Genomic DNA, 13,300 nt, shown 5'->3' on the forward strand with positions numbered 1-13,300 from the left:
TCACCCAGTACTGTACAAGACATGATTAAAAGATATTAACCTTTTGTGGAAAAACTATAACAGAAACTGAACGGAAATAAGAGCAGAGAATTTACATACTTAGTACTATACCTCATACTGATGGGCAACTCCCCAAATTCAGTATAATGGTAGCGTCTAAACTAAAACCGTAGTGAACGAGGTGAAGGCCCCATAACTTTCGATGTTATCAAACACAAATAATAGAACTAAGAATAAATAAGCACTGATTTACAATGTTTTTTAGTTTATAGGAATTATTTTTGTTTCGACAAATGCCTGTATATTTTATTTGGTGGAACTTTAACAGCTTGTGAATTGGCAGTAATGGTGCTTGTTGTACTAATTGTAGTGGACAAATTAAATTCAAGGATTGCAGATACCTCACCCTCTGCTACAAAAGGAATACCAACTTTGCCTTTTGTAGTAATGGATGTACTTTTGGTAATTGATTCACTAAAAGAAGTAATATTAAATGTCTGTTCTTGCTCTAAATTATTTATAAAAGTATTTTCTCCCATAAATATAGGTACCACATTTGTAACATTATTTTGTTTGAAATTTATTCCAGAGTATTCAACATCTTCACCGAATACAGGAGTACGAAGATATGGTATAAAACCAGCTATGGGTGGAATCGGCTCCTTGTGGACCTGTGTTTTCCATATTTAGAATATTATTTTTATGCTCTTGAACTTCAGCAGCTTTGACAATATTAGGAATAAGACCACTACCTAATAAAGTAACAATTATTAATCCACTAGATACATATTTTCTTTTTATTCTAGAATCACATCCTAATAATTTATTTATTAATAGTTTATTAGATTTCACAGTATTTTACAAATCGTCCATAAACATACTCAAAAGAGGCTCATAATGTGGGGTTTTTCTTACTTTTTCACACTTTGTATTATAAATAATATTGAAATCAACGTGATAATACTTAATTAGAGCAGTAAAAAAATAAAATTCTTCATCAAACGACACATTTTTTTATGTAATTATGAAGTTTTTAATGGAGTAACTTTGTATGTTAAGCAATCTGGGACCCGATGGGGTAATGATTTGCAGTAAGCATGGGGGGTCACTGAAGAGTTCCGGAGTAACTTACACTTTAATACCTCCAATAAGGTTACACTATAGTACCTCTCTTCCTTATCCTAAATAGTCTTGTTTTCTCAGGATATATTTCTTATTTTAAAGTCTCTCATTCTTAAGTTTAGCTAGAATCTCTATTGTTTCAGTTGTTGCTTGCAATATGCCATCATTGGTCAAATGGTGCTTTCAGGATTTGATTTGTTGGAGTCACCCATATATCAAAAGTATAATGCAAAAACAGATTCGCTAAAAAGGACTTAGTAAACAACATCTGGGTGTAACCTCAGTTCGGTCAATTTTTTTCTTTTTATTTGATAAATTGCGCTTTGATTCCATCTTTTAATGTAGAATAGTATCAGGTTTAATTACATACTAACGTACTGCTTGCATAATAAATTTTTGAACAATATTATCGAACAGTAATGAACTCTATTACATAAGCAAAATACCAACAATGATTTCCCTTCGCTTTTTATTGAATTTGGATAGGCTACTACCAACAATCCGATCCAACCGTTGACAAAGATATATGCTTTCAAGTTCTGTTTATAATTATTGTATAAGTCTATTTTAACTACTTAATATGGACAATCTTCTTATTAAAACTATTCATTCCCCCATACCTGAATTTCCCCTACTCCCCTCTTTCAAAATGACGCCTCTCGAATTTCTTTCAAGTGGCGTAAAACTTCAAAGTGGTGCTATGGGAGCTATCGTCACAGCCAGTCAAGCTGTACGTAAAGGAGGAACTATCCAAATTACAGGTGTATATGGAGGTCGATACAACGCCTTCCCACTCGGAGATATGTTCCAGCGTAATGTAGCGATTCGTACTGGACAAGCCCTAGTTGTTCATATCATGCCTCATGTCTATAACTTAATCGCAGATGGTAAAGTGAACGCAGGTGATATCATTACACACGTCCTCCCTCTTGAAAAAGCAAAACATGGTTATGAAATATTCGATACAAAACAGGAAGACTGTATTAAAGTGGTTTTAAAACCCTAAATATAGCGTTTTGGTACTTTTGTCTCTCTATTGCAAAAGTACCTTTTTCAATAGATCCGGGGCATTGAATCATTCTTAAAAACCACTACCACCTATTTTAAATGAGTAATTTTGTAGAAAATCTAGGTTTCTCCACATAAACTACAGATAGCGTGGTTATAATGTCAAACTAGGGGGATATCAAATGAACTATAAAATTTTTGCAGTAGTAGACGATTTAAAAGTTCAAGAATTAATTAAGCAGTTTTTGATGACACATAATTATTATGTAGAAGTAGTATCTGATGCAGACGAGGGAATAAAGAGACTAAAATCCCAATCCTATGATTTGATTCTCCTCGATATAAAAATGCCCAAAAGGTATGAAGTGGTCAAAATGTTTCGCAGTCAATTTAATATACCCATTATATTTCTAACTGCTTTAGAAGAAGAACTAGGTAAAATAAAAGGCTTTGATCCTGGGATTAACGATTACATAACTAAGCCATTTCCATTTCATGTGTTGATTAGACGAGTACAAGCAGTACTTAGAAGAAGCAATAATACAAATCTCGAAAATTATTTGTATTTTAATCAACTTCAAGTTGATTGTAAAAGAATTAAAGTTTATGTAAATAAAGAGGAAATACAGTTAACCACAAAAGAATTTAAAATTTTACAGCTACTACTTCGTAACGAGAAAAAGGTTCTTACTAGAAATACCATTATACAAAAGGTTTGGGATTATGAATATTCAGGAGAAACACGGAAGATTGATGCCCATATAAAAAATATAAGAAAAAAGTTAAATATACCCTATATTAAAACAGTAAGAGGTATCGGATACAAAATTGATGAATAGCATTGTAGAATCATGAAGAGGAATTCAATCAAACGATTTAAAACCACGCCTTTATATTTGAACTGCTCCCTGTCAAGTAGACAGTGGAAATAATAAAAAGCTTTTAAGCGGCTTTAGCCCTGTATTCTAATGGGCTTAAGCCGTTTAATCGTTCTTGGTATCTATCGTTATTGTAAAACTGGATATAATCCTCAATCGCTTGTTGTAACGCTTCAAATGTTTGGTACTTATGTAAATAATACTTTTCACATTTCAATGTTCCCCAAAATGATTCCATTGGTCCGTTATCTATACATTTGCCTACACGGGACATGCTATGAATCATCTCTGCTCCATCTCTTCTTCTTTTAAATCCATGTGATGTGTACTGATAGCCCCGATCACTATGAAGTAACGGTTGTTCTCCATCTTTTAAAGTAAACATTGCTAAATCAAACGTCTTAAATACCAATTCATTATTATTTGAATGCCCCAATACATAACTGATAATAGAGCCATCGTAAAGATCTAGAATAGCGCTTAAATAAGCTTTCTTTCCATTTCCTAATTTGAACTCCGTCACATCTGTTACCCATTTTTCGTTGGGTTTTCTTGCAGTAAATTCACGATTTAATCGATTTTCAGCGACATGTTGTGCAGGTGAAGAAACATATCGCTTTCTTTTTCGACGAATCACGGATTATAAACCACTTATTTGCATTAATCGATAAATACGTTTGTGATTGAGCTTTTTATTGTATTTACGATTGATATTTAAAGTCATTCTTCGATATCCATAAATTCCTTAGACTTGTCGATAAATAGCTTGGATATCCTGAAGAATCGCTTTATTCTCTAGCTCTCTAACTGTTGGCGTACGTTGTAGCCATTTATAATAGGCAGCACGAGATAAACCGGCAATATCACATAAAAGGATTACTGGCAGATTTTCTTTCGCATGTAACTCTTGAATCGCTCTATATTTATTTTGTAAACGAACGCTTGTTAACGATTCCTCCTTTCGAGTTCTTCCAACTTTTTTTAAAAGGCATTTTCTCACGTAATCGTTCATTTTCACGTTCTAAACGTTTCATTTCTAGCTTGAATTTTTCTTCAGCTGTTAACTCCTGTTCTTCTTTCTTACGACCATGTTTATCCTGCAGAGCCTCTTCACCATTCGCTTCGAATTTTTTGACCCATTGATAACACCTGTTGATAAGACACTTCATAGGTTTCTGCAGCGAGCTGATAGTTTTTCTGATGTTCTAGACAGTAATTTACAATCTGTATTCTTTCTTCTAACGTCGTTGTTCTTAGTCATAGAGTTTGTCATTCCTTTCCCGGTATCCTTTAATTCTCTATGACTATTATACTTTTGAATCCAATTTCTCAAAACGGATTTGTCAGAAACCTTGTATTTTCTTGTAACTTCTTTTAAAGAATATTGTCCAGATAAATAGTCTTGTACAGCTGCTAACTTTAGCTCTTTCGAGTAAGGATTCCAAGAAGTGGACTCTTCAAGGCCAATTTCTCCATCTATTTCGTATTTGTAGTTCCATTCTTCAATGGTTTTATAAGAAACCTGGAATATAGTAGCTAATTCTGAAATTGTCTTTTGTCCTTTGTGAAGAAATCTTAGAACTGCTAATTTTTCATCTTTTTAGTGGTTACTTCGAGCCATAAAAAAATGCCCCCCTAGATAAACAGATTTTTATTTTTTAATCTGTCTACCTAAAGGGGAGCATATCCGATTGATCAAAAGGGATTCTTCTTTAGCAGTTTTAAGTTAGGTTTTATAAAAAAGTTTGATTATTTTCTACCTGTGTTGCTCCACAATCGCGCCCGATTCTTGAAAATCATTCCAACATTATTACCAAAGAAAAAAGCACACCTATATGCAATAAGATTAAAAAAGATTTAGTTACCAATTCAATTTATAAAAACTTCAGGAATGCTTTGTAAGTTTTTTACTTACATAAACATATTTAAGTAATATACAAAAACCATGCTTTGACATTGTGTCTAAAGCATGGTTTTTATTTGAACTAATATAAAACTGCTAAGTTGATTTTTAGATCAGCTATTTATTGAATTCATTAACTGGAAGAAGTATTCAGTTTTATGAGTCTTATTTAGGTTATACCATGAATGCAATGTGTCAGGTGTAAATACATCTAATTTTTTCAGTACTTCCATAGTAAATTCTAGAGGTGCTACCCCTGATGCAGTAATCAAATTCACACCTGATACCGCAGGTCCCATCTCATGAAATTTTTCTCCTTTATAATTAGGACAGACCATTTTAATATACTCTAAGTCATTGCTTGTGTGTTTTCTAGAATCTAAGTATCCCATATTCGCAAGAGCCTCAGTTGCACCACAAATTGCAGCAACAATAGTACCAAGTTTTAAAGCTTCGCCAATTCTTCTTAAGATCGGTTGATGAATATCTTCTCTCCAAGTAGTCCCACCAGGTAAGACTAAAAGATCTTTACTCTTAAGCGTACATTCATCAAGAGAAATATCTGGTTGTATGCTCAGTCCTCCCATTGTTGTAATCATTTCTTTATTAGCTCCTACTGTAACTACTCTTAATGGGGCTAAATCTTTTTTGAAATATCTCCCTGAGTTTAGTTCAGCAATTAAATATCCATATTCCCAGTCTGACATTGTATTAAAAACATAAAGATAAACTTTTTTTGTTTGCATTAAATAACTCTCCTATCCGAATTGATATGCCTAGTATAATACAACTTCCCTGACACCTAACGTCAGGGAAGTTGTATTATACTTGATGAAATTTTATTAATTCCGACAGAACTTCAATAAGTCTTTTCTTAAGACTTATTGGCTCAATAACTTGAATAGATTTACCATACGGTAAAAGTAAATATGGTACATATGTATGTATAATATCCTTTTCAAGAAGAAATACTGCTTGATTAGAAGTACGTTCTTGTAAATAATGTCCTAAAAACCAATGTTGGCAAATATCTCCCAACGTCCCTGTATTCCCATTAATAACTAAAGAAGTAATCCCTTCCTTATCTTCTATAGTTGGAAGGAGGTTTTTCATAAAAAAGTCACTTGCTGAAAAATTTTCTGGCCGGTTAAACTTATTTTCGGTTAGCATTAGACTTTCAATTCGATCAATTCTAAAACTACGGATATCATTCCTAAGATGACAAAATCCAATCACATACCACTTATTATTCCAATAGATAATTCTGTACGGATCGACCAATCTATAATTTAATTGCTTTTCGCCACTTTTATGGTAAAGAATTTTTACTGAGTACCCGTCAGCTACGGCCTGCTCCAACTCCTTCAAAAAAGGTTCCATAGAGAGTGAACCTAATCGACTTATTACTTCAAGACTAGTTAAATGTTGATTTATCTTTGTTTCCTGCTCTTGATTTGAGTATTTACTTAGTTTTGAAATGGCCCTATTTAGTGCTTCACCTCCATAATATCCGGCTTCTTCTGCAAAAACAGCAGCGTGGAATAGTGAAGTTTGCTCCTCAAAATCAAAAAAAAGAGGAACTTCAATAAAATTATTTAATAATGTATATCCACCGTTATGTCCTGTGTCTGAAATTATTGGTACACCACTTGTTGAAAGTGTATCAATATAACGATAAACAGTCCTTATATTCATCTCTAACTTTTCTGCAATTTGTTTTGCAGTAATTTTTTCACCTGAACTAAGCATCCATATAATTGCTAACATATTGTCAATTTTAGGCATATAAATCCACCTCTATTTGGAATTTACTATCTATCATATAAGTTTATTTTACTTAATTAGTAAAAATAAATTTTACATTTATCATTAGAATTTAACTTATTTCCATGAATTAGACAATTCTGTCTTGTTAATTTAAGTATAATTCTTCATAATCTAATTCTATTTTTGGGCATAACTCATCAACTGTGTTATTCAACAATCTGGCTCGGAGGTTGAACAACAAGTTAAAAAACACTCTTCAACTAAATGCCTCGTTAGTTTAGTAAGTTCAACAAAAAGAAGGCTAATTTTATTTTAAGTTGAATCTTTAGTTTTCTATGCGGATAAAGTATTTTTCATAAATATCTATTGCATCAATCTGTAGATTATTTAAGTTAATTTTCAAATCACCCTCACGCTCTTCATCTTCTTCACCCAACCAACAAATATAAACTTCACAATAATCACCTTGTGGAAGTAACTCTTTTAGTAAGTGACATAAATAGAGAAAAGTTTTTTTGGATTTTTTGTAGTTATGTGGTGAATGCATCTTTTGATATTCATTCAGTTGCCAAATAGGCTTACCTTTCTCAGAAACTTCATAAATATAGGGCGTAGTAAAATGCTTCTGTTTAACTACATTACGATTTTCTTGATCTGAGAAAACGTAATCAATTTCAACTTCATCCTTTGTATAATACTCATTAAGTTTTACTGAAAAATTCAAACCAATATAGGTTGCCATACTCATTTTAATAAACTCCTTTTATAGGGTGACTTTTATAACGCTTCACTATACTATCAGCCTCTTCTTCAACTAAACTGCCCCGTTAGTTCAATAAGAGAAAAGAGCTACATTATGCAGCTCAATGATCTTCAAGTAAAGCGCCCTTTAATGGGATAACTAAAATATGGGCTTATTCCTAAAATCGCTTATAGCTTGTTGAACTAAATCACTCCGTTAGCCATCACGTCGGGTAAAATCGATGATTCATCACAGAAAATGAAAGATTACTCCGTTTTTTTTATAGGAATTCAAGAGCTTAGATTAAACAACTGAACCTCATAGGTCCTGAAAAAACTTCAAATTTGCTAACAGTGGTAAATTAAATAACCTTTTCCCATAAAATTATTTAATATCGAGAGGCGAAATTACACAACATCCCTCTCAATTATTACCATTAATTTTTATTTAGTTGCCATTTCCCTGAAATAGCAGCTAGCATCAACCATGGCTCTATTACCATATTGATTAGAATATGGGCTACAATTGGTGCAAAGGTGCTCCTTCCAGTATAAATATAGAGCATAGCAAGTAGACAACCTAAGATTGTCGTTGAAAGAATTGCTGGAAGCGCAATTTTCATCTCTCCTCGCAATAACACCCATGCGCCATGAGCAATTCCAAACGCAATTCCTGAGATTATTACTTGTGAAAGATTTGAAAATCCAATAGATAATACATACTCCATGAGCAAATGTCTAAATACGACTTCTTCTACTATTCCACTTACAATAGCAGCCCATATACCAATCAATTTAAGCCAAGAAAATGTAAACAAATTGCTTTTTACTAAAGGTATTGCAGAAATTGTATAGGAAATATACCCGATTACGATGAATGCAGTGAAAAACCACATAGGTAAGTTCAAGTGCAGTTCCAGAGAATAGCCCAACCCATTCTCAATAAATTTTTTAGGATTAGTTACATACCAATAAATAACACTTAATGAAAGCATACTTGATATGCTTGCTAATATCCATCCTGCCTTTCTTTGCTCTTTTAGCGTTGTGATCTCGTTCATATTAACTGTCCCCTTATATTAAATTAATGTTTCTAAGGCCTAATATAACGACATCAAAGTTTAGCAACAATACGTTACATGTAACATGTCTTTATTGAAAGGTGAAATGCTTTTTATGGATGACAACCTGCATTATTCGATTTGTAATTTATGGTATATTTTTATAGAGAGGTGATGGAGTTGAAGATAGACATAAAAATTGATCCACAAATTGATGAACCCTACATAACAATCTGCGTTTCTAAATTAACGCCAACTATACAGGCTGCAATCTCACTCTTACAACAAGAAGAACAACAAATTTTAACAGGGACCGCTAACAATAAAGTACATATTATCGAGCCTAATTCTGTTATAGCTATTAGGACGGAAGGCAAAGATTTAGTACTATATAGCGACGATGGTAATCGTGTACTTATGAATAAACCTTTGTACGAGTTAGAGCAGCAACTAGGGGAAGGATTTATTCGGATTTCTAAATCTGCCATCATTAATCCTAGAAAAATCAGAAATATTGAAGCTTCCTTTAATGGCACAATGGAAATCGAGCTTACTTTAGGAATAAAAGAAGTCATTTCACGCAATTATAAAAAATCATTTAAAGAGCGCTTGGGGGTATAAGTACATGAACTTTTTCAAGAATTTATGGTTTGGAATAAGTATGGGCTGTACAGTTTTTGTTTTTGTAAATCTTATTGGATATTGGTTGAAAGGGGATTTGTTTTTAGAAGCTGTTATATCTAATTTTCCACAACAAATTTTGGGATCAGTTACTGTTGGCATTGCCTGTATACTACCTTCATACGTCTATAGGACAGAACGTTTAACATTTTTACAACAAAGTGCTTGTCATTTTTTTATCGCTATAGGGACCTTTATAGCTGTCGCCTTTTCTTTAAAATGGCTTCCAACATTTTCGATAAAACTAACGATTCTATTGTTACTATTTAATGTATTAATTTTTGCACTAGTTTGGCTGTTATTTTATTTTTATAGTCAATCGGAAGTAAAAAAAATGAAGCAGAAAATCATTGTTCATACAGACAGTAGTAATAATCAATAGATTTCTTTGATAGAAAATTATTTAAAGAGGTTAATCAACATAAGAAGCCTCTTTTGTATTCAAGCCTCCTTTTCCGGATATTTCCATTCGTTTTCAAACGACTTAAATTAAACAGTCTCCATCTTTATCCCCTACTAACTATTCTTCGGCTCATACAGCTATAACTGCATGAGCCAAAGATTATACAACTAACCTGACCTGTTAGTTTAAGTGAGAAACTTCACAATCGCACTCTGAATTTTAACAACAATATCAAATCCCGTTGAAAAGTGTTCCTCCACAATCTGGCCAAAGTTTGTAATATGAGGTTAGCCAGTTTTTTCTGGTTGACCTTTTTCTTTTAGGTCTAGCTAACACACATCAAAAAGTAGATGAAGCAATTAAAAGGCTTATAAAAGCGAATGAACGGATAAATTTTAATAATGTGTCTGGCGAAGCTTATGTATCGAAAGCAACACTTTATAACAACAAGGACATCCGTTCGAGAATAGAAACACTACGAACTCAACAAGATTCTCCGGAGAAGGTGTTTGTAACAAAGCAAATTGTGTTGAGGTGTTTTTATTTGTCTCGTTTTAGTTAATCCTAGCTGAATATTGGATTGACAACAACTGCACCTATCGTGATGGTTTGTTGAACAGTCAAATTGGTTTATACTAATTTTCGCAACGACTGTTGTAAATTTCTTGAAAAGATAATATCGTAACTAAAGTTTTATTCATTACAACAAACCAGAAAGAATAGAAACAAAAGTTAGTATGGCAACAGGGAAAGTATTTATCAAAGCATATAAAGCACAAAATCTAGTTAAGAAATCATAACAGTTGATTTTTTCAAAGAGGAAATTCCTCAATTAGATGCAGATGTATTGTATTTAGCGGTCGTGGAAAGCTTTTTGAGGCGAAGCTTTCAATACATAAACACAAGTAAAGCAAACAAAAATCACTCATTTAGATGCGTTAAGCGTTGAAAAGCAATAATCTTTTCGAAAACAACAACCAAGGAAATAGTAAAGCGTATTTTGAATTAATCAAAACACGCTTTTTTTATACTCAAATGAGTCATCCTTTTATTATCATGTTGTTGACTTACAGTTCTTCACAGTCTCCTTAATCTACCATAAAACACCAAGCAGTCGTGTACTTTCGCTACGAAAAGACTTACATAAAACATTTGTAACTGCCGTTTCACTTACGTTACATAAAACATTTGTAACTGCCGTTTCACTTACGTTACATAAAACATTTGTAACTGCCGTTTCACTTACGTTACATAAAACATTTGCTGAAAGAAGTTACACTGCAAACGATTTACTGTAAAACAATAGTTTTAGCTCGATCCTCATTGACAGTATAAAGGAAGAAGTTTAATGTAATATCTTTTTCTTTTATATTTTTAAATGTTTCTACTTGGTTGTGTGTTCTTAACACTCCGTCATTAGAACGAGTTTCAGCAAAGATTCTTTTGCCATTCTCATAAATAACATTTTGTGTGATACCTCCAAATTGCTCGTTCTTACTTTCTGATTCAACAATTAAATCATTACCTTTCGTATAGTAGGTAATATCAATTGGATACCCGTTTAATTCTGCATTGATAGTCTTTGGAACTTCAGAAATATTTGTTAGCTCTACTTTGTCTTGCATCCCAGCTTCATAAGAAACCTTCGCATCATTTAAAGTAAGAGAAATTTCTTTATTCGTAATATCCTTTATAAGCCCCAGTGTTTCAAAAGAAATATAATCTTTAAAATTATATCCCGATAATTCCTGTTCACCAATTCGTAATTTAAACTGACGATAGTTGAAATGAGCTATATTAGAATTAGAATCTATATATTTTTTATCAAAATAAAGCTTTACCTCACTCGGTGTAATAACAAGCTCATTAAATTGAAGTTGCTGAGAGCCTATCTCAATTTTTTCGTCTATATTCATAACAAATGTAGATTTTTTAGCAAGATCCTGATTGTATTGGAAATCTAGGCTCCATGTATCTGGTTTATAGCTTACTGTATCAGTATAACTTAAAAATACCCCTAATTTTTCTACCATTTCTTGTGGTATCTCTAGTGAATCACTACTTTTAATGACATTTGGTTGTGGACGTTTATAAGTAACGCCAAAATTGGCAATGTTTTCACCTTGAATTTTATAAGATAAATATGCATTTTCTATGTTATTGGACTTTTCCAGATCAATAAGATAATCCAATGTATACTGCCCGTTTTGATATTCATTTGAAGTGAATTCTATATGTGATATTCCATCTTGATTAATAGTAATCTTTTCAGGGAACGCATTCGATTGAAGCACATCTTTTAACTCTACACTTTTCAACTGTGTCTCCTTTACACCTCCAAGTTGAAGTGTAACATTGCTGTTGTGCGGGATTCCCTCATCTGTATGTAGAATCCCTACTATTTGATCCGTTTCCTGATTATATACTGCGTTAGTCTCCAGCTTTATTTCTTTTCCGTCATTTATTTTGAGTAATGCTTGTTCAAAATCTGCTGCATCGATTGGATATTCATGATCAATATCTAAGCTAAAGTTAATAGTAGTACCATTTTGATCTGAAATTATATTATGGATATTTAATAAACCAGCTTCGTTTTCTACAGTTTTATTGACTTCCTGTCCAAAGCCATTTTCTAAAGAAGTAATAATGCCTGATCTATTCATATTTCGCATCCAGTCCAAGATTTCTGTTGTATATTTAGCAAATACAGGTGTGGCTGATAAAACAATTGTGAACATAATGACGGTTAATATAACTTGTGGTTTATAGCTATGTTTTTTAGTTTTAAAATTATGATTTTGTTGTTTACGGATGATTTTACTCCACATTTCATTCTCAGTAGGATAATCTACTTGATCGTACTTCACTTTTTCTTTCATTAAATCGTCCATATTACTCACGATGATCCCTCCATTCAAATAACAAATTTTCATCTACTTGGATAAACTCTTTCGTTAATTTTTTACCTTTAAAAAGCCTCGATTTAACCGTCCCTTCAGGTATTTTTAGAATTTCAGCGATTTCTCTATCTTTACAATCATGCACATATTTCAATACCATTACCTTCCGTATACGAACAGGTAGTTTGTTCATTAAGTCGACTAACTCACTTTTATTTTCATTGAGCTGTATTGTTCGCTCGATATTTTGGGTATTGTCAACTCGTATCAATGATAGGAAATCAAGGTTTTCTTTTAATAGCAGTCTGTTCTTTTTCTTTAAATAATTTCGAGACATATTCATAGAAATACTAAGTAACCAAGATTTTTGATTTTGTATAGATTGGAAATCTTCACTCAAAGCTTTTGCAAATACATCCTGACAAAGGTCCTCTGCATCGTATTTATTTTGAAGCATGTAATAGCAAGCTCTGAAGACGTCCTTATAATATGTTTGAAACAAGACCCTTTCATTGCTAATTTGTTCCACAATCCCACCTCCTTTTCCGATTTCTACACAAGTAACAATTTAGCATTATAAATAGTTCATTTTTCAAATGAATACTTTCTTCGAATATGATGGAGAAAGCACTTTATATAATTCAAAAACACTTATTATAATTATAAACTTCTTTAAACTAACGGCGTGCTTACTTTAACAAGCAAAAGACAAATCACCGACTTGATATTCAGCAACCGGGCGCTATTCCAGAGCAACGATAAAAGCCAAATTTCTCAATTTTAATGATGAGAAATTTGGCTTTTTATACTTATCGTTAGAATAGGTGGGAAATGAT

General features: G+C 32.5%; 15 protein-coding genes and 3 pseudogenes. 5 read left to right on the plus strand and 13 right to left on the minus strand.

Annotated features, from left to right (window positions below):
• Window positions 1-275: 275 nt before the first annotated feature.
• Window positions 276-539 carry an ETX/MTX2 family pore-forming toxin gene (locus ACOZBY_RS11225; RefSeq protein ID WP_422762372.1) on the minus strand — a complete coding sequence of 88 codons (264 nt, stop codon included), beginning with the start codon at window positions 537-539 and terminating at the stop codon, window positions 276-278.
• Window positions 540-1,768: 1,229 nt separating this feature from the next.
• On the opposite strand from ACOZBY_RS11225, the pseudogene ACOZBY_RS11230 reads away from it, so the two are divergent.
• Both ACOZBY_RS11230 and ACOZBY_RS11235 read left to right on the plus strand, forming a co-directional pair.
• A pseudogene (locus tag ACOZBY_RS11230) lies at window positions 1,769-2,128 on the plus strand (glutathione-dependent formaldehyde dehydrogenase); the annotation flags it as partial.
• Window positions 2,129-2,312: 184 nt separating this feature from the next.
• Entirely contained in the window at window positions 2,313-2,969 is a 657-nt protein-coding gene (locus ACOZBY_RS11235) for a response regulator transcription factor (protein WP_012294438.1), read from the plus strand.
• 103 nt (window positions 2,970-3,072) lie between these two features.
• On the opposite strand, the gene ACOZBY_RS11240 is transcribed toward ACOZBY_RS11235, so the two are convergent.
• From ACOZBY_RS11240 to ACOZBY_RS11285, 10 genes and pseudogenes are all read right to left on the minus strand, one after another.
• Window positions 3,073-3,645, minus strand: coding sequence for an IS3 family transposase (locus tag ACOZBY_RS11240; protein WP_325882015.1), 573 nt, complete (start codon window positions 3,643-3,645; stop codon window positions 3,073-3,075).
• A gap of 3 nt (window positions 3,646-3,648) precedes the next feature.
• The gene (locus ACOZBY_RS11245) at window positions 3,649-3,750 is read right to left on the minus strand and encodes an IS3 family transposase (RefSeq protein WP_418936748.1); all 102 of its coding nucleotides are present in this window, start codon (window positions 3,748-3,750) and stop codon (window positions 3,649-3,651) included.
• Between the two features lie 3 nt (window positions 3,751-3,753).
• Window positions 3,754-4,020 (minus strand): hypothetical protein, encoded by a 267-nt coding sequence (locus ACOZBY_RS11250; RefSeq protein ID WP_422762373.1) that lies wholly within the window; start codon window positions 4,018-4,020, stop codon window positions 3,754-3,756.
• Window positions 3,932-4,177 carry a helix-turn-helix domain-containing protein gene (locus tag ACOZBY_RS11255; protein ID WP_422762374.1) on the minus strand — a complete coding sequence of 82 codons (246 nt, stop codon included), beginning with the start codon at window positions 4,175-4,177 and terminating at the stop codon, window positions 3,932-3,934. Before ACOZBY_RS11255 ends, ACOZBY_RS11250 begins: the two co-directional genes overlap by 89 nt.
• Entirely contained in the window at window positions 4,174-4,488 is a 315-nt protein-coding gene (locus ACOZBY_RS11260; protein ID WP_422762514.1) for a transposase, read from the minus strand. Before ACOZBY_RS11260 ends, ACOZBY_RS11255 begins: the two co-directional genes overlap by 4 nt.
• Window positions 4,480-4,590: pseudogene (locus ACOZBY_RS11265) on the minus strand (hypothetical protein); the annotation flags it as partial. The pseudogene ACOZBY_RS11265 and the gene ACOZBY_RS11260, both read right to left, overlap by 9 nt.
• Before the next feature lie 434 nt (window positions 4,591-5,024).
• Window positions 5,025-5,657 (minus strand): type 1 glutamine amidotransferase family protein, encoded by a 633-nt coding sequence (locus tag ACOZBY_RS11270; protein WP_012294434.1) that lies wholly within the window; start codon window positions 5,655-5,657, stop codon window positions 5,025-5,027.
• Window positions 5,658-5,733: 76 nt separating this feature from the next.
• A complete protein-coding gene (locus ACOZBY_RS11275) occupies window positions 5,734-6,696 on the minus strand; it encodes a helix-turn-helix transcriptional regulator (protein ID WP_203582582.1) in 963 nt (320 codons plus the stop codon).
• Between the two features lie 307 nt (window positions 6,697-7,003).
• Window positions 7,004-7,426 carry a hypothetical protein gene (locus tag ACOZBY_RS11280; protein ID WP_332291399.1) on the minus strand — a complete coding sequence of 141 codons (423 nt, stop codon included), beginning with the start codon at window positions 7,424-7,426 and terminating at the stop codon, window positions 7,004-7,006.
• A gap of 430 nt (window positions 7,427-7,856) precedes the next feature.
• Window positions 7,857-8,480, minus strand: coding sequence for a CPBP family intramembrane glutamic endopeptidase (locus tag ACOZBY_RS11285; protein WP_012294431.1), 624 nt, complete (start codon window positions 8,478-8,480; stop codon window positions 7,857-7,859).
• A 174-nt stretch (window positions 8,481-8,654) separates the two neighbouring features.
• On the opposite strand from ACOZBY_RS11285, the gene ACOZBY_RS11290 reads away from it, so the two are divergent.
• From ACOZBY_RS11290 to ACOZBY_RS11300, 3 genes and pseudogenes are all read left to right on the plus strand, one after another.
• On the plus strand, window positions 8,655-9,101 hold the full coding sequence (locus tag ACOZBY_RS11290; RefSeq protein ID WP_012294430.1) for a LytTR family DNA-binding domain-containing protein: 447 nt from the start codon (window positions 8,655-8,657) through the stop codon (window positions 9,099-9,101).
• 4 nt (window positions 9,102-9,105) lie between these two features.
• Complete coding sequence (locus ACOZBY_RS11295; RefSeq protein WP_080695195.1) at window positions 9,106-9,543, plus strand: DUF3021 domain-containing protein; 438 nt, start codon at window positions 9,106-9,108, stop codon at window positions 9,541-9,543.
• A 322-nt stretch (window positions 9,544-9,865) separates the two neighbouring features.
• Window positions 9,866-10,054, plus strand: a pseudogene (locus tag ACOZBY_RS11300) (DUF6262 family protein); the annotation flags it as partial.
• A 799-nt stretch (window positions 10,055-10,853) separates the two neighbouring features.
• Here the strand turns inward: ACOZBY_RS11300 and ACOZBY_RS11305 are convergent.
• Together ACOZBY_RS11305 and ACOZBY_RS11310 are read right to left on the minus strand one after the other, a co-directional pair.
• Complete coding sequence (locus tag ACOZBY_RS11305) at window positions 10,854-12,455, minus strand: DUF4179 domain-containing protein (protein WP_422762515.1); 1,602 nt, start codon at window positions 12,453-12,455, stop codon at window positions 10,854-10,856.
• A 1-nt stretch (window position 12,456) separates the two neighbouring features.
• Complete coding sequence (locus tag ACOZBY_RS11310; RefSeq protein WP_036161640.1) at window positions 12,457-12,993, minus strand: RNA polymerase sigma factor; 537 nt, start codon at window positions 12,991-12,993, stop codon at window positions 12,457-12,459.
• Window positions 12,994-13,300 lie beyond the last annotated feature (307 nt).

The organism is Lysinibacillus sp. NPDC056220 (assembly GCF_049315265.1).
Taxonomy (GTDB): Bacteria; Bacillota; Bacilli; order Bacillales_A; family Planococcaceae; genus Lysinibacillus; species Lysinibacillus pinottii.

Bases quoted from the DNA above. Each gene is read 5' to 3' on its own strand.
- ACOZBY_RS11280 (WP_332291399.1), bottom strand. From the start codon at position 7,426: ATGAGTATGGCAACCTATATTGGTTTGAATTTTTCAGTAAAACTTAAT.
- ACOZBY_RS11270 (WP_012294434.1), bottom strand. From the start codon at position 5,657: ATGCAAACAAAAAAAGTTTATCTTTATGTTTTTAATACAATGTCAGAC.
- ACOZBY_RS11250 (WP_422762373.1), bottom strand. From the start codon at position 4,020: ATGAACGATTACGTGAGAAAATGCCTTTTAAAAAAAGTTGGAAGAACT.
- ACOZBY_RS11285 (WP_012294431.1), bottom strand. From the start codon at position 8,480: ATGAACGAGATCACAACGCTAAAAGAGCAAAGAAAGGCAGGATGGATA.
- ACOZBY_RS11275 (WP_203582582.1), bottom strand. From the start codon at position 6,696: ATGCCTAAAATTGACAATATGTTAGCAATTATATGGATGCTTAGTTCA.
- ACOZBY_RS11305 (WP_422762515.1), bottom strand. From the start codon at position 12,455: ATGGACGATTTAATGAAAGAAAAAGTGAAGTACGATCAAGTAGATTAT.
- ACOZBY_RS11255 (WP_422762374.1), bottom strand. From the start codon at position 4,177: ATGAAGTGTCTTATCAACAGGTGTTATCAATGGGTCAAAAAATTCGAA.
- ACOZBY_RS11225 (WP_422762372.1), bottom strand. From the start codon at position 539: ATGGGAGAAAATACTTTTATAAATAATTTAGAGCAAGAACAGACATTT.
- ACOZBY_RS11295 (WP_080695195.1), top strand. From the start codon at position 9,106: ATGAACTTTTTCAAGAATTTATGGTTTGGAATAAGTATGGGCTGTACA.
- ACOZBY_RS11290 (WP_012294430.1), top strand. From the start codon at position 8,655: ATGGAGTTGAAGATAGACATAAAAATTGATCCACAAATTGATGAACCC.
- ACOZBY_RS11235 (WP_012294438.1), top strand. From the start codon at position 2,313: ATGAACTATAAAATTTTTGCAGTAGTAGACGATTTAAAAGTTCAAGAA.